At 70.7% G+C, this 17779-nt stretch carries 14 protein-coding genes; 7 read left to right on the top strand and 7 right to left on the bottom strand.

From position 1 onward, the window contains the following. Positions 1-96: 96 nt before the first annotated feature. The 6 genes from IEY82_RS32020 to IEY82_RS31995 form a co-directional block, all read right to left on the bottom strand. A complete protein-coding gene (locus tag IEY82_RS32020) occupies positions 97-2430 on the bottom strand; it encodes a thiamine pyrophosphate-binding protein (RefSeq protein WP_225264199.1) in 2334 nt (777 codons plus the stop codon). A gap of 82 nt (positions 2431-2512) precedes the next feature. After that, positions 2513-3418 carry an HpcH/HpaI aldolase/citrate lyase family protein gene (locus IEY82_RS32015; RefSeq protein WP_189128003.1) on the bottom strand — a complete coding sequence of 302 codons (906 nt, stop codon included), beginning with the start codon at positions 3416-3418 and terminating at the stop codon, positions 2513-2515. Beyond that, positions 3408-5003, bottom strand: coding sequence for a hydantoinase B/oxoprolinase family protein (locus IEY82_RS32010; protein WP_189128002.1), 1596 nt, complete (start codon positions 5001-5003; stop codon positions 3408-3410). The genes IEY82_RS32015 and IEY82_RS32010 overlap by 11 nt, the downstream gene beginning before the upstream one ends. Next, the gene (locus tag IEY82_RS32005; protein ID WP_189128001.1) at positions 5000-7144 is read right to left on the bottom strand and encodes a hydantoinase/oxoprolinase family protein; all 2145 of its coding nucleotides are present in this window, start codon (positions 7142-7144) and stop codon (positions 5000-5002) included. Before IEY82_RS32005 ends, IEY82_RS32010 begins: the two co-directional genes overlap by 4 nt. Beyond that, complete coding sequence (locus IEY82_RS32000; protein WP_189128000.1) at positions 7141-8151, bottom strand: NAD(P)-dependent oxidoreductase; 1011 nt, start codon at positions 8149-8151, stop codon at positions 7141-7143. The genes IEY82_RS32005 and IEY82_RS32000 overlap by 4 nt, the downstream gene beginning before the upstream one ends. After that, the gene (locus tag IEY82_RS31995; protein ID WP_189127999.1) at positions 8148-9332 is read right to left on the bottom strand and encodes a CaiB/BaiF CoA transferase family protein; all 1185 of its coding nucleotides are present in this window, start codon (positions 9330-9332) and stop codon (positions 8148-8150) included. The genes IEY82_RS32000 and IEY82_RS31995 overlap by 4 nt, the downstream gene beginning before the upstream one ends. Before the next feature lie 259 nt (positions 9333-9591). On the opposite strand from IEY82_RS31995, the gene IEY82_RS31990 reads away from it, so the two are divergent. The 7 genes from IEY82_RS31990 to IEY82_RS31960 all read left to right on the top strand — a co-directional run bounded on the left by IEY82_RS31990 (position 9592) and on the right by IEY82_RS31960 (position 16686). Next, positions 9592-11181 carry an amidase family protein gene (locus IEY82_RS31990; protein ID WP_189127998.1) on the top strand — a complete coding sequence of 530 codons (1590 nt, stop codon included), beginning with the start codon at positions 9592-9594 and terminating at the stop codon, positions 11179-11181. Positions 11182-11245: 64 nt separating this feature from the next. After that, on the top strand, positions 11246-12490 hold the full coding sequence (locus IEY82_RS31985) for an ABC transporter substrate-binding protein (RefSeq protein WP_189127997.1): 1245 nt from the start codon (positions 11246-11248) through the stop codon (positions 12488-12490). A gap of 72 nt (positions 12491-12562) precedes the next feature. Continuing rightward, positions 12563-13435: a branched-chain amino acid ABC transporter permease gene (locus IEY82_RS31980; RefSeq protein ID WP_189127996.1), complete on the top strand. Its 873-nt coding sequence runs from the start codon at positions 12563-12565 to the stop codon at positions 13433-13435. Beyond that, a complete protein-coding gene (locus tag IEY82_RS31975; protein ID WP_189127995.1) occupies positions 13428-14432 on the top strand; it encodes a branched-chain amino acid ABC transporter permease in 1005 nt (334 codons plus the stop codon). The genes IEY82_RS31980 and IEY82_RS31975 overlap by 8 nt, the downstream gene beginning before the upstream one ends. After that, positions 14432-15226: an ABC transporter ATP-binding protein gene (locus IEY82_RS31970; RefSeq protein WP_225264218.1), complete on the top strand. Its 795-nt coding sequence runs from the start codon at positions 14432-14434 to the stop codon at positions 15224-15226. Before IEY82_RS31975 ends, IEY82_RS31970 begins: the two co-directional genes overlap by 1 nt. A 10-nt stretch (positions 15227-15236) precedes the next feature. Further along, positions 15237-15908 carry an ABC transporter ATP-binding protein gene (locus IEY82_RS31965; RefSeq protein WP_189127993.1) on the top strand — a complete coding sequence of 224 codons (672 nt, stop codon included), beginning with the start codon at positions 15237-15239 and terminating at the stop codon, positions 15906-15908. After that, a complete protein-coding gene (locus IEY82_RS31960) occupies positions 15889-16686 on the top strand; it encodes an IclR family transcriptional regulator (protein ID WP_189127992.1) in 798 nt (265 codons plus the stop codon). Before IEY82_RS31965 ends, IEY82_RS31960 begins: the two co-directional genes overlap by 20 nt. A 71-nt stretch (positions 16687-16757) precedes the next feature. Here the strand turns inward: IEY82_RS31960 and IEY82_RS31955 are convergent, their stop codons facing one another. After that, positions 16758-17768: an endonuclease/exonuclease/phosphatase family protein gene (locus IEY82_RS31955; RefSeq protein ID WP_189127991.1), complete on the bottom strand. Its 1011-nt coding sequence runs from the start codon at positions 17766-17768 to the stop codon at positions 16758-16760. Between the last annotated feature and the right edge of the window lie 11 nt (positions 17769-17779).

Genomic DNA, 17779 nt, shown 5'->3' with positions numbered 1-17779 from the left:
GGCCCACCAGGTACGGCTGCTCGCCGCCACATCCCGGTAGACGCGGGAGTGGCCGCCGCCTTCCTGCGCTAGCCGCGGCGACGCGGGTGGCATCCCTCAGCCGGGTTGACCGAGAAGCTTCAGCGCGGCCTGCACGATGGACGACGTGTCGATGTGGTGGCTGCGGTACACGTCCTCCAGTGAGCCGCCCTGCCCGAAGCCCGAAACACCGAGGCAGGACACCGCGCTCCCGGTGAACGCGCCGAGAAAGGCGAGCGTGTGCGGATGCCCGTCCAGCACGGTCACCAACGGCGAACGGCGGGAGGCCGGGAAGATCTCGTCCAGGATGCTGGGTCGGCCCGCCGCCATGGCCCGCCACAGCAGGTCGTAGGAGGTGATGACGACCACGTCGCAGGCGACACCGGCCTGGTCCAGCCGCTCGGCCGCCTCGATCGCCTCCGGCACCAGCGCACCGACGGCCGCGAGGGTGACCTCGGGCGCCCCCGGCACGGACCGGAGACGGTATCCACCGCTCAGCACGGCTCGCCGCCGCCGCTCCCGGCCCACCGCGTCGGCCGGGACGGCGGCCAGTTCCTGCTCGATCGGCCGCGTGGTGAGACGCAGGTAGGCCGACTCGCCGTCAGCCCGGCCGAGACGGGACAGCGCGTGCAGGAGGCACCATTCGGCCTCTACGGCGAAGGCCGGCTCGTACGTGGTGACGCCCGGCTGTTGCAGGCCGAGCGTGGGGGTGACGACACTCTGGTGCGCGCCGCCCTCCGAGGCGAGCGTGACCCCCGACGGGGTGCCGACCAGGATGGACCGCCCGCCGGCGTACGTGCCGAACGACCACGGCTCCAACGCGCGCCCCACGAACGGGTCATAGATCGTGCCGATCGGGAGCAGCGGCTCGCCCACGGTCATCCAGGTGGCGCCGAGTTCGCCGAGCAGGCCCATCAGATTGACCTCGGCGATCCCCAGCTCGATGTGCTGACTCCGCGGCGACTCACGCCACCGGATGAGGCGGTCGCCGTCCTCCGCGAACCAGTCATGGCGTTCACGGGGCGACCACACGCCGACGCGGTTGATCCAGCCGCCGGCATTGGTGGAGCTCGCGACGTCGGGGGAGACGGTCACCACCCGGGCCGCGACGTCCGGCGCGTCCCGCGCGAGGTCGCCGAGCACGCGTCCCAGGGTCGCCTGCGTCGACTGACGTCCTCGGTAGCGCCTGCCGAGCTCAGCGGGCACCGCGGGCGGCTCGTTGCGCGGGGGTTCCTCGCGCCGCAGGCGGGCGGCGACCTCGGCGCAGAGCCGGTCAGCGGGGGAGCCCGCTTCGAAGGGGCGCCACGGGTTCTCCGGATCGGCACCGGTCCGCTCGGCGAGCTGCGCGTACTGGCCGTCCGACAGCAGGGCCGAGTGGTTTCCCGGGTGGCCCTCGATCGGCAGGTTCCAGCCCTTGATCGTGTAGGCGAACACCACGGTGGGGCGGGTGGGGTCCGCCGTGGCGAAGGCCCGCGACAGTTCGGCCATGTCGTGCCCGCCGAGGTCACGGATCAGCGCCGCGATCTCGGCGTCGTCACTGTCGCGCAGCACCCGTCGCAGGGCGGGGCCGCGGAGGCCGCCGCCGATGAGCCGTTCGCGCAGTTCCGGGACCGGTGAGCGCAGGAGCCACTGGTACTCCTCGTTGCTCATCTCGTCGATGCGACGGCGCAGGGCCTCTCCGCCGGCACGGGCGAACACGCGGTGCAGCTGACGGCCGTACTTCACCTGCACCACGTCCCAGCCGGCGGCGGCGAACATGCCGGACCACCTTCCGATGGCGATGTCCGGCACCACCCGGTCGAGTGACTGGCGGTTGAGGTCTACCACCCACAGGACCTCCCCGAGGTGGGACACCATGGGATCGGCCACACACTCCCAGATCGCGCCCTCGTCCAACTCGGCGTCGCCGAGCAGCGAGATCTGGCGGCCCCCGGCCTCGGTGCCGAGCCGGGCCGCGAGGAAGCGCCTCGCGATCGCGCCCCAGACGGGTGCGGTGGCTCCGATGCCGACGCTGCCGGTGGAGTAGTCAGGGTGGTCGGGGTCCTTCGTCCTGGACGGGTACGGCTGGAGGCCGCCGTACTCGCGCAGTCGTGACAGATAGCTGCTGTCGAGTCGCCCCAGCAGGTAGTTGATCGCGTGCAGGACGGGGGACGCGTGCGGCTTCACCGAGACCCGGTCCTGCGCCGTGAGACCGTCGAACCACAGCGCGGTCATCAGGCTCACCATGGACGCCGACGACGCCTGGTGGCCGCCGACCTTGATGCCGCTCGGATTCGCCCTGACCCGGTTCGCGTGGTGGACCATGGAGGTCGCGAGCCACAACACCTTCTGGGCTACCTGATCGAGGACCGCTTCGTCCGGGGCCGGGTTCTCGTCCATGGACGAGGCGCTGAATTCAGGAATGGCCGACACGTTCTCTCCTGTGGCTCGACGAGCCGGGGGGTTGGTGGTTGTCTCTGGGCGATCGCAGCCTCGGCGCGCCGGGCCCGGCGGTTCAGTCCGGTCGCTGTGGCCGGTGGCCGCCGATCGCGAGCATCCGTCGGGCCCATTTGACGACGGCTTCGTCGATGAGCTGGCCGTTCATCAGTTGGGCGCCGGCCGCGCCGGATCCCGACAGCGCCTCGATGACCGCCTCGGCCCGCCGTACCTGGTCGTCCGACGGGCGCAGCGCGGCGTGCACGGACTCGATCTGTGCCGGGTGGATGCAGAATTTCCCGAGGTAGCCGACGGCCGCGGCGTCGTCGGCTTCGGCACGCAGCCCGTCGGGATCGTTCACCCAGGGGAACGCGGTGTCGACGGGTGGGGCGAGGTCCAGTGCCGTGGAGATCCACACGATCATCGATTTCGCCGCGAGCAGCGCCGGATTGCCGGGGAGCCATACGGCGCCGGTGTCGGCGGAGAAATCGCCCGCCCCGAAAGCGAGCCGCACGATCCGCGCGGGCAGTCGTGGCAGGGCGGCGAGCCGCAGCAGTCCTGCCGCCGTCTCGACGATGCCGAGCACGGGGATCGAGCCCGGCGCCAGCCCTCGGGCCTGCTCCGCCTCACCGATCAGCTCGTCGGTCGCCGCGGCGCAGTCGGGGTCGAGCTTGGGGACGACGAGGCCGTCGAGCCCGGCGCCGATGACGCTCTCGACGTCGGCGGACAGCTCACCGGTGCGGATGTCGTTCACCCGGACCAGGACGGGGACCGGCGCTGGATGGGACCGGAGCAGGTCGGCGATGTGGCCGCGAGCCGCCGGACGGTCGGCGGGCCGTACCGCGTCCTCGAGATCGATGACGACGGCGTCGGCTCCGGCGGCCAGCGCCTTGCCGAACCGGTCCGGACGATCGCCGGGCACGAAGAGCAGCGACTGCACCCGGCGCAGCCGATCGTGGCGGGAGGCGCCGAGCTCAGGCTCCATCAGAGGTCCCTTCTTCCGGGCCGAAACCGCCACCACCGGGAGTCTCGATCAGCAGGACGTCGCCGGGCAGGGTCGCGATCCCCGTCTGCTGCGGGGCGAGCACCTGCTCGCGGCCGTCCCGGATCAGGGTCCACCGGGACACCGCGCCCTCGCCGCCGCCCCCGGCCCCCGGGGGACCGCCGAGAGTCCGGTAACCCCGCAGCGACAGCATGCCGTCGGCGAGGAAGCGCACCCGGCGGACGAGCCCGTCACCGCCGCCGTGGCGGCCGGCGCCCCCGGAGCCGCGGCGGAGGCGGACCTCCTCGATCAGGAGAGGATGGTCCTGTTCGAGGACCTCGTTGGGATAGCTCATCGCGTTGGTCACGCAGTTGTCCACCACGCTCTCACCCGCCTGCCGGGCGGTCGCCCCCATCCCGCCGGTCGTCGAGTTGTCGATCAGGATGCCGCCCGCGTGGGCCCACACGTACGGCATCGTCGTGCCCCCGCTGCTGCCGGCCGCCCGGATGCTGCCGTGGGCCTGCCCCATCGCGTCGATCATGGCCTCGTTCACCAGCGCGGCGAGCGCCGCGCGGGCGCCGACCGGCGCCGGCAGATCGGGGTTGGTGACTCGTCCCGGCAGGCAGGTGACGCGCACGCAGCGCTCTATCCCCGCGTTCATGGGCAGCTCGTCGGACAGGAAGCAGCGCAGCGCGACCAGCGCGGCCGATCGGCTGTTGGAGAGCACGACGTTGAACGGCAGGGCGATCTGCGGGTCGGAGCCGGACAGGTCGATCGCGAGCGTGCCGTCGTCGGCGACGCGGATCTCGGCGTGCACGCGGACGAGCTCGGCGGCGCTGGCCGGGTCATGGTGCAGCTCAAGGGTGCGCGCGGCGGAGTAGGTCCCGGGCCGGAAGTCCTTCAGTTCGGCGCGTACCAGGGCCTCGGAGTAGTCGAGGTACTCCCGCCGCAGCCGGTCGAAGACCGTGGTGCCGTAGCGGCGGACCAGCTGGGTCATCCGCTGGACGCCGACGAGCGTGCCCGCGATCTGCGCGTCGAGGTCGCCGCGCATGCTGTCGGGAAGCCGGCTGTTGGCCAGCAGGACACTCATCAGTTCCTCGTTGACCTGGCCCGCCCGCACGAGTCGTACCGGTGGGCAGCGCATGCCCTCGGCGAACAGCTCGGTCGCGTCGGCGGGCATGCTGCCCGGTGTCTTTCCGCCCACATCGGCGTGGTGCATGAGGGTGGAGACGTAGCCGGCCAGGTAACCGTCCACGATCACGGGGGCCACGGTCAGGTAGTCGTTCAGATGGGGCGAGCCCGTGGCAGGGTCGTTCGTGACGAGGATGTCGCCCGGCCCGAGGTCGCGGGCGAGGGGAGCCAGCTCGCGGGCCACGGTCGACAGCACACCGAGCTGCAACGGGATTCCGTCGGCGAGCGCGAGGTATTCGCCGTCAGGGGAGATCAGCCCGGCCGAGCAGTCGAACATCTCCTTGATGATGGGGGAGTAGGCGGCCCTGATCATGGACACCTGGAGCTCGTTGGCCAGGCCGTGGAGCGCGTTGCCGAAAACCTGCAGGGTGACCGCGGACCTCGCCGAGCCGGTCATCTGGTCTCCTTCTCGTCCGGGCCGTCGGTGCGCGGCAGCCTCATCTCCAGCAGTGAGCCGTCGCCGACGGCCCGGATGTGCGCCCCCGGCGGGACGACGATGGTGGTGTCCACCTGGATCACCAGCGCCGGACCGGTCAGTCCGGCCGCGTCGACGTCGGCGCGCTGAACCACCGGCACCCGGTACGGCACACCGTCGAAGACCACCGGACGTTCCGTCGCGGTCGGCACGGCCGCCCACCGCGGGGTGGTCCTGACGGTGCCCGACGGTGCCGTGGCCGTGACGCGGACGGTCGTGACCTCGACCTCTCGCGACGGAGTGTCGTGGTGATAGGCGGCCCGATGGGCGGCGCCGAAGCGCGTGAGAAGGTCATCGGTGGCCGGGAGCCGGGTGCCGTCGAGATCGACGGGGATCGTATAGGTCTGCCCGGCGTAGCGCATGTCCAGCTGCGCCGTGAGCGAGCCCGGCTCCCGGCCCGACGCCTGTTCGCGTGCCTGTCCGGCCGCGTCGGACGCCAGGCGGGTCAGGTGCGCCGTGAGCAGGTCGCGGTCCGCCGCTCTCGTCGGCCGTGCCCGGACCCCGACGGCCAGGTCGACTCGCACCTCCGACTGGAGCAGCCCGAGGGCCGATGCGACTCCGGGGAAGGCGGGGTACAGCAGCGTGCTCGTGCCGAGTTCCCGCGCGATCGCCCAGGCGTGCACCGGACCCGCTCCGCCGCTGGGGATCAGGATCAGCTCGCGAGGGTCGACGCCCTTGGCGAGCGAGACGAGCCGGACGGCCCCGGCCATCTGCGCGACCGCGAGTTCGAACACGCCGGAGGCGGCGTGGACCACCGACTGGGCGGCGCCGGCTGTGACGAGTGTGCTCAGCGCCGCCTCCGCGAGGTCGCGGTGGAGCACGCCGAGACCGCCCGCCTCCTTCGCCGGGGCGGAGTCGAGGTAGCCGAGGAGGAGGTCGGCGTCGGTGACGGTGGGCAGGTCGCCGCCGCGTCCATAGCAGGCCGGTCCCGGAGTGGACGACGCGCTACGCGGTCCGACGCGCAGGGCGCCGGTCGCGTCGAGCCACGCGATGCTGCCGCCACCCGTCCCGATCTCGGCGAGGTCGATGACCGGGGACCGCAACGGATGCCCGGTGCCCTTGCGCAGAAAGTCGCCGGAGTGCGCCGCACCGCCGATCTCGTAGTCATGGTTGATCCGCGGTGTGCCGTCCACGATCAGGGCGGCCTTGGTCGTGGTTCCGCCCATGTCGAACCCGACGGCGGTCTCCACGCCGGCGCGGCGCGCCGCCCACGCCGCGGCGATGACTCCGGCCGCTGGACCGGACTCCACCAGTTCCTCCGGGTGGGTGATCGCATGGTCGGCCGTGGCCAGCCCGCCGCTGGACTTCATGACCCACAACTGGTCGACCGGAGGTTCGTCACGCAGGCGATCCGCCAGCCGGCGCAGGTAGTGCCGTACGACCGGCCCGAGGTAGGCGGCGATCACCGCCGTACTGATCCGCTCGTACTCGCGGGCCTCGGGAATGATCTCGGCCGAGGACACCACCGGCAGGCCGGGGGCGACCCTGGCGACGGCCGCGGCGGCGCGTCGCTCGTGCGCGGGATCGAGATAGGAGTGCAGGAAGCCGACCACCACCGCCTCGGCCCTGGCGGCCACCATCCGGCGGGCCGCCTCCTCCACCTCCGCCTCGTTCAGCGGTGTCACCACCTTGCCCGAGGCGTCCATCCGCTCGTCGATCTCGGCGACGAGATCGACGTCCACCAGCAGCGCCGGCTTGCGATGGTCGAGCGTGTAGGGGTCCGCGCGCCGGAGCCTGCCGATCTGGAGCAGATCGGCGAAGCCCTTGGTGATCAGCAGGCCGACCTTGGCGCCGCGGCGTTCCAGCACCGCGTTGGTGGCCACCGTGGTCGCGTGGATGACCGTGCCCACCCTGGCGTCCGGGCCACCGAGGGCGCGGCGCGCCAGGTCCACGCCGTCCCGGACCGGCCTGCTGAGATCGTCGTAGTCGGTGGGGAACTTGCCGACGAGCATGCGATCTCCGCGAACGGCGACGATGTCGGTGAACGTGCCACCGATGTCCGCGGCCACGACGATCTCGTCCGGCGCACCGCGCTCGGTCGTGGGATCGGTGTCGTTCCTCACCTGGCCGGCCTCCTGCCCACCGCTTGATCGAAGCCGGGCGGCACGGTCTCGTCCGCCGGCGAGAGCCCGTCGAGCACGCGCAGGCCGCTTTCGAGGGCGCTGCGCATCATGTCGTCGCGGGTCGAGGTCGTCGCGCTGCCGATGTGCGGGAGGGCGACCACCCGCGGATGACGCACCAGCGCATGGCACGGATCGACGGGTTCCCGTCTGAAGACGTCGATCCCCGCCCCCGCCAGCCGCCCGCCGTCGAGTGCCGCGAGGAGCGCGTCCTCGTCGACGACACCTCCACGCGAGGTGTTGATCAGCAGCGCGCCCGGGGGCAGCAGGCCGAGCTCACGCTCGCCGATGAGGCCGGCCGTCTCGTCCGTCAGCGGGACGTGCACGCTCAGCACATCGGACGCGGCGAGCAACGTGTCGAGGGGGACCTGCTCCAGCCAGGGCGGGAGCTCCTCGCGCGGGGAGCGGGCGGTGAACCGGACCCGCATGCCGAGGGCATGGCCGTAGCCGGCGACCAGACCGCCGATGGCGCCGAGTCCGACGACGCCGAGCGACCGGCCGGCGAGCAGGCCGCCCGTCCACTGGTAGGGCATCCACGATTTCCAGGACCCGGCGCGCAGGTCGTTCCACGCCTCGATCAGCCGGCGTGCGGTGACCAGCATCAGGGCCAGGGTGAGCTCCGCGGTCGCGGGTGCGGTGATGGCTGGGGGGACGCGCCGTACCTGCAGGCCCTTGAGGGCGGCGGCGCCGAGGTCGATGTGGTCGGTGCCGGTCGAGACGGTGCCGAGCACGCGCAGCGGCCCGTCCGCCGGCGCCTGGGAGATGATGTCGGCGTCGACCCGCTCGGAGATGGTGACGATCACCGCGTCGAAGGTGCGAACCGCTCGTACCAGGTCCGTCCGGGGCACCGGCAGTTCGCCACTGTAGGTCTCCAGGGTCACGCCCCGGGCACGCAGAGAGTCGGCGAGGTGGTCAGGGACGGGGCGGGTGACGAAGATCCGGCGGGTCATCTCCACAGGCCGCCGGTCCACTGGTCGTCGTCGGAGCCCAGCGGGCGGCCGAGGAACCGCACCTGGCCGGGCGTGTCACACAGCCGGGGCACGGGCGCCTGCACCAGTGCCTCGCCGAGTTCGTCGTCGGCGACCCGGATCAGCGAGCCGCGCGCCACGACGTGCTCGTTGCCGACGATGTCCGCGACCGAGTTCACCGGCGCGACCGGCACCCCGCCGGCGTTGAGGTCCGCGATGGCCTCGTCGCGGGTACGGAGCGCGGCCCACGCCGAGATCACCTGGTCGAGTTCGTCCTGATGCGCCGTCCGCACCGTGTTGGTGGCGAAGCGGGGATCGTCGAGCAGTTCGGGGCGGCCGATCGTGGTGAGCAGCCGGGTGGCGGTGTTCTGGTTGCTCGCCGAGATCGCGAACCAGCCGCCGTCGCTGCCCTGGTAGGCGTTGCGCGGGGCGCTGAAGGGCGTGCGATTGCCCATCCGGTCCTGCACGATGCCCTGCTGGTCGTAGTCGATGACCAGCGAGCCGAGGGCGGCGAGCATCGGCTCGTAGAGGGCGAGGTCGATCACCTGTCCGCGGCCGCTCCGGTCCCGTTCCCGCAGGGCGCACAGGATGCCGAACGCGCCGATCATGCCGGCCATGGAGTCGGCGAGGCCGAACGGCGGCAGGGTGGGGGGCCGGTCCGGCCAGCCGTTGATGTGGGCGAATCCGCTGAACGCCTCGACGAGCGTGCCGAACCCGGGACGGTCGGCGTAGGGCCCGTCCTGGCCCCATCCTGAGACCCGCAGCACCACCAGTCGTTCGTTCGCGGCCCGCAGTCCGTTGGGCGATAGGCCCCAGCGCTCGAGCGTGCCGGGCCGGAAGTTCTCGATGAGGACGTCGGCGTCGGCGAGGAGGTGCCTGAGCCGCTCGCGGCCCGCTTCCTCGTGCAGGTCGAGGGTCACCGTGCGCTTGTTCCGCGCCAGGACCTTCCAGTACAGGGCGACGTCGCCCTTCCTGTGCCCCCACTGCCGGATGCCGTCGCCGACCTCGGGCATCTCCACCTTCACCACGTCGGCGCCGTGATCAGCGAGCAGCATCCCGGAGAACGGCGCCGCCAGCATCGTGGCGACCTCCACGACCCGCAACCCCTCAAGGCTGCCGTTGCTCGGCCGGCCCCCTTCGTCGGTCGGGGTATCGACGCTCATCTCGCCCTACTTTCGCTATGTGAAATGTCGATTCAAAATGAGTGAGTAAAGAATGGGGGACCGGCTCAGATCGCGTCAAGGGTGTAGCCGACAGCAATCGCTCAGTGCCCGAAAGTGGGCTCCTTGACCGCCGCCTTCGCCGCTCAGCGCGGGGACCTGCAAGGAAAGGTTCTCGCGTTCTCCCTCTTGACAGTCGGTGACCGGCACCCCTTCAATGCCATCAATCGAATGCGAGTTTCACAATGTGAAGGCCGAGGCGATGATTCGAGACATTCGGCGCGAAGAGATCAACCGGTATGCCGAACGTGTCGGTTTCACCGTGGGCGAGGAAGAACTGGACGGGTTCCACGCACTGGCCCGCGACGTTCTCTCGCGAGTGGAACGGTTCCAGCAACTGGTCGGCCCCCTGGTTCCGCGGCCCAGCGTGGTCGCCGGGCCGCGGAACGCCGGCCGCCCCCCTCTTCCCGAGGAGGACCCGTGCAACGCGGTGCTGCGCTGGGTCGATGTCCGCGCCGACGAGGCCGAGCGCACCAGCGACCTGCTCGCCGGGAAGCGCATCGCGCTCAAGGACCTCGTCGCCGTCGCGGGAGTGCCCATGACGGTGGGCTCACGTGTGATGCAGAACAGCACGCCACAGTCCGACGCCGTGCTCACCGAGCGGGTGCTGCGCGCCGGAGGGCGCATCGTGGCGATGACCAACCTGGAGGCGCTGGCGTTCTCCGGCGGCGGTGAGACCAGTTCGTTCGGCCCGATCCGCAACCCGTTCGACCTCGGCCGGACGGCATCGGGATCCTCGGGCGGCTCGGCGTCGGTGCTCTTCCACCCCCACGTCGACATCGCGTTCGGCACCGACCAGGGAGGGTCGATCCGACTTCCGGCGTCCTGGTGCGGCGTGCTCGGTCTCAAGCCGACCTTCTCGCTGGTGCCCTACACCGGCCTCGCCTCCCTGGACCGCACGTTCGATCATGTCGGCCCGCTCACCCGGACGGCAGCGGACATGGCGATCGCGATGGCCGCCGTGTCGGGCGCCCATCCGTCCGACCCCCGGCAGGCCGCGCCAGTGCCGGATCTGCCGTTCGTCGAGACGGTCAGGACGGCCGGCGACGACCTTCGTGGCCTGCGGATCGGCCTCCTCACGGAGGGGACGCGGTTTCCCGACGACGGTCACGAGGGCAGGGCCGAGACCCTCGCAGCGATGGAGCAGGTGTGGGAACGGTTCGCCGAACTCGGCGCCGAACTCGTCGAGATCTCCGTTCCCGAGCACGAGGTGGCCGGGTCGATCATGTTCGCCGCCCTGCTGGAAGGCGTCGCGGCCACCGTCTACGGAAACGGGGAGGGATACCACTTCTCCGGTCGCTACGCGCCCGAGCAGCGCGAGGCGTTCGGCAAGGGGGTGGCGGCCTACGGCGACGAGATGCCCGGGTCCTTCAAAGCCGTCGCGGCGATAGGCGAGTATCTGCGCGATCGCTACTTCGGGGCGATCTACGCGACCGCGCAGAGCAGCATCCCCGCTCTGCGGACGGCCTACGACCACGCCCTGGCCCAGGTCGACGTGCTCGCCATGCCGACGGCGAGCCACTACGCGCATCGCGTCGATCCCGGGGCCGACGACTTCGCCAAGGCGCTGCGCGGCTGGACGATGCTGGACAACACCCCGCTGCACAACGCCACCGGCCATCCGGCGTTGTCGATTCCCGCGGCCGAGGCCGACGGACTGCCCGTCGGCGTCATGCTGGTCGGCCCGCACTTCAGCGACCACCGGCTGATCGGCATCGCCGAGACCTACGAGCGGCGCTTCGGATGGCTCCCCCAGCCCGCCCCGATCCACGGGAGCGAGATCACCCTGTGACGGCCGCTCGGAGGCCGCAGGCCACGCCAACCCGGCCGAGTACAACCAGATTCGAGGAGGAATCGTGCCCCGACGAGACCGACGCCTGACCGGGTTCACGGTCACCGCGGCGTCGCTGATGCTGCTGGCGACCGGCTGCGGCGTACAGCGCGATGAGGCGGGCGGCACCGCCGCCAGCGCGGCGCCGAGCACCTGCGACACGAAAGAGGAGAGCCCGGGGGTGACCGAATCCGAGATCAAACTCGGGGTCACGTCCGGCCTGAGCGGGCCGAGCGCCTCGGCCGCGAAGCCCGCGCTGGACGGCCAGCAGTGGTACTTCGACAAGATCAACGCTGCGGGCGGGATCCAGGGCCGGAAGATCAAACTGACCGTCCTCGACGACCAGTACCAGCCCAACGTCGCGCTGCAGAATGTGCGGCGGCTGGTCGATCAGGAGAACGTGTTCGCCATCACGGGCGGGGTCGGGACCCAGAACTTCGTCGGTGGACTGCCCTACATCAACCAGGCGAAGATCCCCGCCGTCGCGCCGTACGCGCCGTCCAACCAGATCGGCACGATGCAGAACCCCTATGTCTACATGCTCTGGACGAACTTCTCCGACGAGTTCGAGGCGTTGACCCGGTTCCTGATCGAGAAGCGGAACGTGAAGAGCTTCTCGATCCTGGCGATGAACGGCGATGTCGGCGACGACGCCCTGGCGGGTGCGAAGAAGGTGCTCGACGCCGCGGGGATGGAGTTCAAGACGGTGGTGCGCAGCGAGCCGAACACCACCGACTACCGCCCGATCGCCGAGCAGCTCAAGCAGGCGGGCGCCGACTACGTCCTGTTCCTCGCGACCCCGCCCGACGTCGGCAACGCGATCACGGCCATGCAGAAGATCGGCTACAAGCCCGGCATCGGTGCGCAGTCAGACATGCTCGACTCCGGATGGATCGAGGCGTTCGGGTCGGTGGCCCAGGGGCTCGTCGCCCCCAGCAAGCTGGCGAACCTGGAGAAGTCCGACGATCCGAAGGTGAAGCAGTTCGTGGCCGACTGGACCTCCGCCCACAGCGGGAAGGCCCCGACGAGCTGGAACACCGTCGGGTACGTCCAGGCGTTGGTGACGGCCGAGGCCCTGAAGCAGGCGGAGGCGCTCACGCGGTCGTGCTTCGAGGCGTCGCTGCAGAAGATGACGGACTTCGAGACCGGCGTCATTCCGCCCATCACCTTCGGCCCCCAGGAACGCCAGGGCGTCCGGGCCGCCGGAATCGAGGGGATCAAGGACACCGGCACGGTGACCGAGCAGCCGTTCACGGCGATCGGAAACTGACATGCGCGTCGCTGATCGGCCTGACCGGGCGCGCCGCCCGGTCAGGCCGGCTTCCCGGACGGTCGGACGCTGATGTCCGAACTGTCGCTGCTGATCGGCGGGGCCGCCACCGGAGGGGTCTACGCCCTCCTCCTCGCGGGCATCCTGGTGATCTACCAGGTGAGCAAGGCCGTCAACTTCGGGCACGGCCAGTTCGGCATGATCGCGGCCTTCTTCAGCTGGTACCTCTACCAGCAACTGGGCCTGAACCCGGTGGTCGCGATCCTGCTGTCCGTCCTCACGGCGGTGGTCGTCGCCGTCCTGTTCGACGCGCTCGTGCTGCAGCGGGCGTCGGACCGGCAGGTCGGGTCCGACCTGGTGGCGACGCTCGGCCTGCTCCTGCTGGCCACGGCCATCGCCGAGAGCGTGCTCGGGGGCCGGACCCAGTCCTATCTGACTCTCGGCAGCCGGACGGTCTTCGACCTCGGCGGGCTGGCCCTGAACCTGAGCGACCTGGTGACGATCGTCGTGGCGCTGCTGTCGGTGCTGGGCCTGTCGCTCGTGCGCCGTCGCACGCGGATCGGCGCGATGCTGAACGCCGTCGCCGAGAACCGGGCCGTCGCGGAGTCGCTGGGCATTCCGTCCGCCCGCGTGCGGGTGGCCACCTGGGCGCTCGCCGCGATCCTCGCCTCCGTCGCGGGGATCCTGGTGGCCAGCCGGACCAGCGTCGACGCGTACTACATGACGCCTTTCGCGATGAAGGCGTTCATCGCCGGGATCCTCGGCGGGCTCAACCGGTTCGGGCTCCCGTTGGCGTTCGCCTTCGGACTCGGCATCTACGAGTCGTTCGTCGTCTACCTGCTCGGCGCGCAGGCCGTGACCCCGGCCGTGTTCACACTGATCATCGTGGTGCTCGCGTTCGCGCCGCGGAGCTATCTCTCCGAAGGGCGGGAAGCCCGTGCCTGACCGACGATCACCTGCCCGACGGCTGCGCCCGGTCCTCCTGCTCGCGCCGCTGGTGGTGCTCCCGCTGCTGCTCGACTCCTTCAGCCTGTACCAGGCGACGATGATCCTGATCTACGTGACCGCGATCATCGGATTGGACATCGTGTTCGGGCGCGCGGGCGTGCTGTCGGTCGCCCAGGCGGTCTTCATCGGCATCGGCGCGTACACGGCGGCCTGGATGTCGCGCACCACCACGGTGTCGATCGGGGTCGAACTGATCGCCGCCGCCGTGATCGCCGGCCTCGCCGCCATCCTGGTGGGGCTGCCGGCGCTGCGCGTCTCCGGGCTGCGCCTGGCGATCCTGACGTTCGCGTTCGTCGAGCTCTTCCAGTGGGTCGTGACGACCTTCGCCTCGATCACCGGCGGGACTCAGGGGCTCCTGGTGAACCCCGGCGGGTTCGGGACGGTCACCACCGCCGACCCGCTGGTCGGATACGGGCTCGCCGCCGTGATCGCGCTGCTGGCGACCTGGCTCGTGATCCGCCTGCAACGCAATCCCATCGGCCGCTCGATGGCGGCGGTGAAGAACTCGAACCTGCTCGCGGAATCAGCCGGGGTGTCGACGGTTCGCACCAAGCTGACCGCCTTCATGCTGAGCGGGATGCTGGGCGGGCTCGCCGGCGTCGTGCTCGCGCACGTGTCCGGGAGCGTCACGCCCGCCGGTTTCACCGTGTTCTCCTCCCTCAATCTGCTCGTCGCGCTCATCCTGGGCGGCACAGGGCGGGTGCACGGCGCGTGGCTGGGAGCCGCCTATGTCGTACTCATGCCTGAGCTGTTCGCCCGCCTGGGCATCCCCAACGCCTACCCCATCGTCAACGGGGCGGTGCTGATGCTGCTGCTGGTCGTGATGCCCGGCGGCATCGCCGGTGTGCTGGACGGGATCCGCGATCGGGTGCGGCGCAGCGGTGCCGCACCCCCACCCCCTCTGACCCCGGTTCCTGAACGGAGCTCGTCGTGATGGCCACCGACCAGGCCGGCCGGCCCCCGGCCGTGCTGGAAGTACGTGACGTCCGTGTCACGGTGAACGGCGTGCGGGCACTGGGCGGTGTGTCGTTCGACGTGCCCGAAGGCTCGCTGTTCGGCCTGATCGGGCCCAACGGGGCGGGCAAGACGACGATCATGAACGTCATCTCAGCGGTGATCACACCCCAGCAGGGCTCGGTGCGCTTCCGGGGCGAGGAGCTGACCGGCACGGGAACCGTGGCGCGGGTACGGGCGGGCATTCTGCGCAGCTTCCAGCAGGTGCGCCTGCTCGAAGGCATGTCCGTGCTCGACAACCTGCTGCTCGGCCGTGAGCGCTTCCGAGTCGTCGGGCTGCTGCGCCAGATCGGCGGCAGCCGTACCGGCCGCCGCCAGGCACGTCGCGACCTGGCGGTGGTCGAGGAGGTGGCGGCGGTCCTCGGACTGTCCGACCTGTTGCACCGGGACGTCCAGGACCTGCCCTTCGGGGTGCGGCGACTGGTCGACGTGGGCCGGGCGTTCGCCGCCGAACCCGACCTGCTTCTGCTCGACGAACCCGCGGCCGGACTGGACGTCACCAGCCGCCGGTTGCTGCTCGAGGCGATCAAACGGGCGCAAAGCACCACCGGAGCCACCGTGATGCTCGTCGAGCACGACGTCGACATGGTCAGGAGGGCGTGCGGGGAGTCCGTCGTCCTCAGCAACGGAGAGGTCCTCGCCCGCGGTACTCCCGCCGAGGTGCTCGCCGATCCCGCCGTTCTCCGCGCCTACTTCGGACGTAGCGATGCTTGATCTTCAATCGGTGAGTGCCTGGTACGGCTCCACGCAGGTCCTGTTCGACATCGATCTCACCGTTCCGGCGGGCCAGAAGCTCGCGATCGCGGGCACCAACGGCGCCGGCAAGACGACGCTGCTCCGCTCGGTGCTGGGCCTGGTGAAGTCCCGTGGGGAGATCCACTGGGAGGGCCGGCGCATCGACGCGACGCCCTGCCACCGGCGGGTGCGTGACGGAGGCATAGCCGTCGTGCACGAGGGACGTGGCCTGATCACCGCGCTGAGCGTGCTCGACAATCTCACTCTCGGCGTCGAACCCGCGGCATTGCGCCGGCTCGATGACGTCTTCGACGCCTTCCCGGTCCTGGCCGAGCGGCGGGACCAGCCGGTCACCAACCTGTCCGGCGGCGAGCAGCAGATGGTCGCGCTGGGCCGCACCATGCTTCGCCCCGCTCGGCTGCTGGTGATCGACGAACCGTCGCTGGGCCTCGCCCCGTCGATCGTGGCTCAGCTCTACGCGACCATCGCGCGGATGTCGGCCGCGGCCGAGACGACGGTGCTGCTGGTGGAGCAGGAGCTGCGGCTCGCCTGCGAGATCGCGGACCGGGTCGTCGTCCTGCGCGCCGGGCATCTTGTCCGGGATTACAGCGGCTCTGAGGTCAACTTTGACATAATCGTCGATGCGGCAACCGGTGGATGAGGGGCTGAAGTACATGGCATACGAGCTACGCAGCTTGGAACGGGCCCTCGAAATCCTGGGATACCTCGCCACTGTCGAGCAGGCGACTCTGAGCGAGGTGTGCGACGTATGTGACATCAATTCGACGACCTGCCTGCGGACGATGCGCGTGATGGAGCGCAATGGATTCGTCCGGCGTTCCCCGGACGGCAGACATTATCTGCTCGGCCTCCGGCTCGCGGAGCTCGGCACTCTGGCGCTCGGGCGGATCGATATCGTGTCCCTGATCCGGCCGCTGGTCCGCGGCCTCACCGAGGAATTCAGGGTGACCGCGCACATCGGGTTGCTCCGTGACGGGATGATCACGGTCATCGACAAAATCGACTCACCCGATGGATTCGTTCGCTATTCGCTGCTGGGCACCCGGATGCCCATGCACTGCAGCGGGATGGGCAAGGCGATTCTCGCTCTCTTCTGGCCGGACCGCCTCGCCGAAGCCGGTGTCAAGCCGCCCCTCACCCGATTCACTCGCGACACCATCACCGACATCGACTGGCTCGCCGCGGATGTCGCCCGATGCGCGGAGCGCGGCTTCAGCATCGAGCAGGAGGAGTGGCAGCCGGGCTACGGGTGCACCGGCGCGGCATTCGTGTTCAACGGTGACTACTACGCCGTGAGCCTTTCCGGCGTCGTCGTGCCCGCGTCCGAGCTGGAGCAACGTGGCCGGCGCCTGAGCATGGCCATGCGCGAATTCCTGCAGAAGCAGGGATCCTCCCTCTCCCAAACCATCTATTCCTGACCTTTTCTGGATATGGCCGCGTTCGGCGCCCAGACCCGGCGTCCGCTCGGCGTGCCGGCCGCCGGTGACCGTCAGAGCTTGACGCGGGCCGCCACCGGCAGGTGGTCGCTGCCGGTGGCGGGCAGGGTCCAGGTGCTGACGGGCGTCGCGGCGCGCGTCATGACATGGTCGATCCGGGCGATGGGGAAAGCGGCGGGCCAGCTGAAGCCGAACCCCTCCTCCGCCGGGGTCATCCGGGAGGTGACCGGAGCCAGGCCCCGGTCTTCGAGGGTGCTGTTGAGGTCGCCCAGCAGCACGACCTGGTCCAGCCGTTCCGCGGCGATGGCCGTGCCCAGTGCGGCGGCGCTCTCGTCCCTCCAGCCGGTGCCGAAGCCGTCCGGCGGCCGGATGCGGACCGAGGGCAGGTGAGCGACGTACACGGCGATGTCGCCGGACGGCGTCCGCGCGGTGGCCCGCAGCCCTCGGCTCCAGTCTCCGCCGACCCCGGCGGGCCTGATGTCCACCGGCCGGGCGTCCGTCAGGGGATGTCTGGACCACAGTCCGACGGTCCCCACGACCGCGTGGTGCGGATGGCCGGACATGAGGACGGCCTCGTAGACGGGCCGGGCGCCGGGCGTCAGCTCCTGCAAGCCGATGAGGTCGGCTCCGGCGCCGGCCAGGGCTCGCGCGGTTGCGCCGGGGTCGGGGTTCTCGTCGCTGACGTTGTGCTGAAGCACGGTCAGGTCGTGAGCCGCCCCACGGTCAGCCGGAAGCGTCCGATCACCGAAGACGGCCGCCCAGACCGCCGCGGGTAACACCAGGGACACCATCGCGGTGGCCGAGCGGCGCAGCAGTGCCAGGACCATCAGCACGGGGACGGCCAGGCCGGCCCAGGGCAGGAAGGTCTCCAGCAGGCTGCCGAGGTTGCCCACGGTGTTGGGCACGAGGCCGGGAAACGCCAGCAGCCCCGCCACCAGCACGGCGACCGACGCGAGGACCCGCCCGCGTGTCCAGAACGTCCGTCCCGGCCCGCCCCCACGCCACCGGTCGACGCGACGGGGGCGCCTCTCCGCGACGCGCGCCTTCCGATCTTCGATGTTCATACGCCGACCGT

The sequence above is a fragment of the Nonomuraea cavernae genome (assembly GCF_014646355.1).
Lineage (GTDB): Bacteria > Actinomycetota > Actinomycetes > Streptosporangiales > Streptosporangiaceae > Nonomuraea > Nonomuraea cavernae.
The sequence above is the reverse complement of the archived record's forward strand: the minus strand, read 5'-3'. Positions and strand labels throughout refer to the sequence as shown.

Coding starts and splice junctions, on each gene's coding strand:
- IEY82_RS32015 (WP_189128003.1), bottom strand. CDS start 3,418: ATGGAGCCTGAGCTCGGCGCCTCCCGCCACGATCGGCTGCGCCGGGTG.
- IEY82_RS31980 (WP_189127996.1), top strand. CDS start 12,563: ATGTCCGAACTGTCGCTGCTGATCGGCGGGGCCGCCACCGGAGGGGTC.
- IEY82_RS31995 (WP_189127999.1), bottom strand. CDS start 9,332: ATGAGCGTCGATACCCCGACCGACGAAGGGGGCCGGCCGAGCAACGGC.
- IEY82_RS31955 (WP_189127991.1), bottom strand. CDS start 17,768: ATGAACATCGAAGATCGGAAGGCGCGCGTCGCGGAGAGGCGCCCCCGT.
- IEY82_RS31970 (WP_225264218.1), top strand. CDS start 14,432: ATGGCCACCGACCAGGCCGGCCGGCCCCCGGCCGTGCTGGAAGTACGT.
- IEY82_RS31960 (WP_189127992.1), top strand. CDS start 15,889: ATGCGGCAACCGGTGGATGAGGGGCTGAAGTACATGGCATACGAGCTA.
- IEY82_RS32010 (WP_189128002.1), bottom strand. CDS start 5,003: ATGACCGGCTCGGCGAGGTCCGCGGTCACCCTGCAGGTTTTCGGCAAC.
- IEY82_RS31990 (WP_189127998.1), top strand. CDS start 9,592: ATGATTCGAGACATTCGGCGCGAAGAGATCAACCGGTATGCCGAACGT.
- IEY82_RS32000 (WP_189128000.1), bottom strand. CDS start 8,151: ATGACCCGCCGGATCTTCGTCACCCGCCCCGTCCCTGACCACCTCGCC.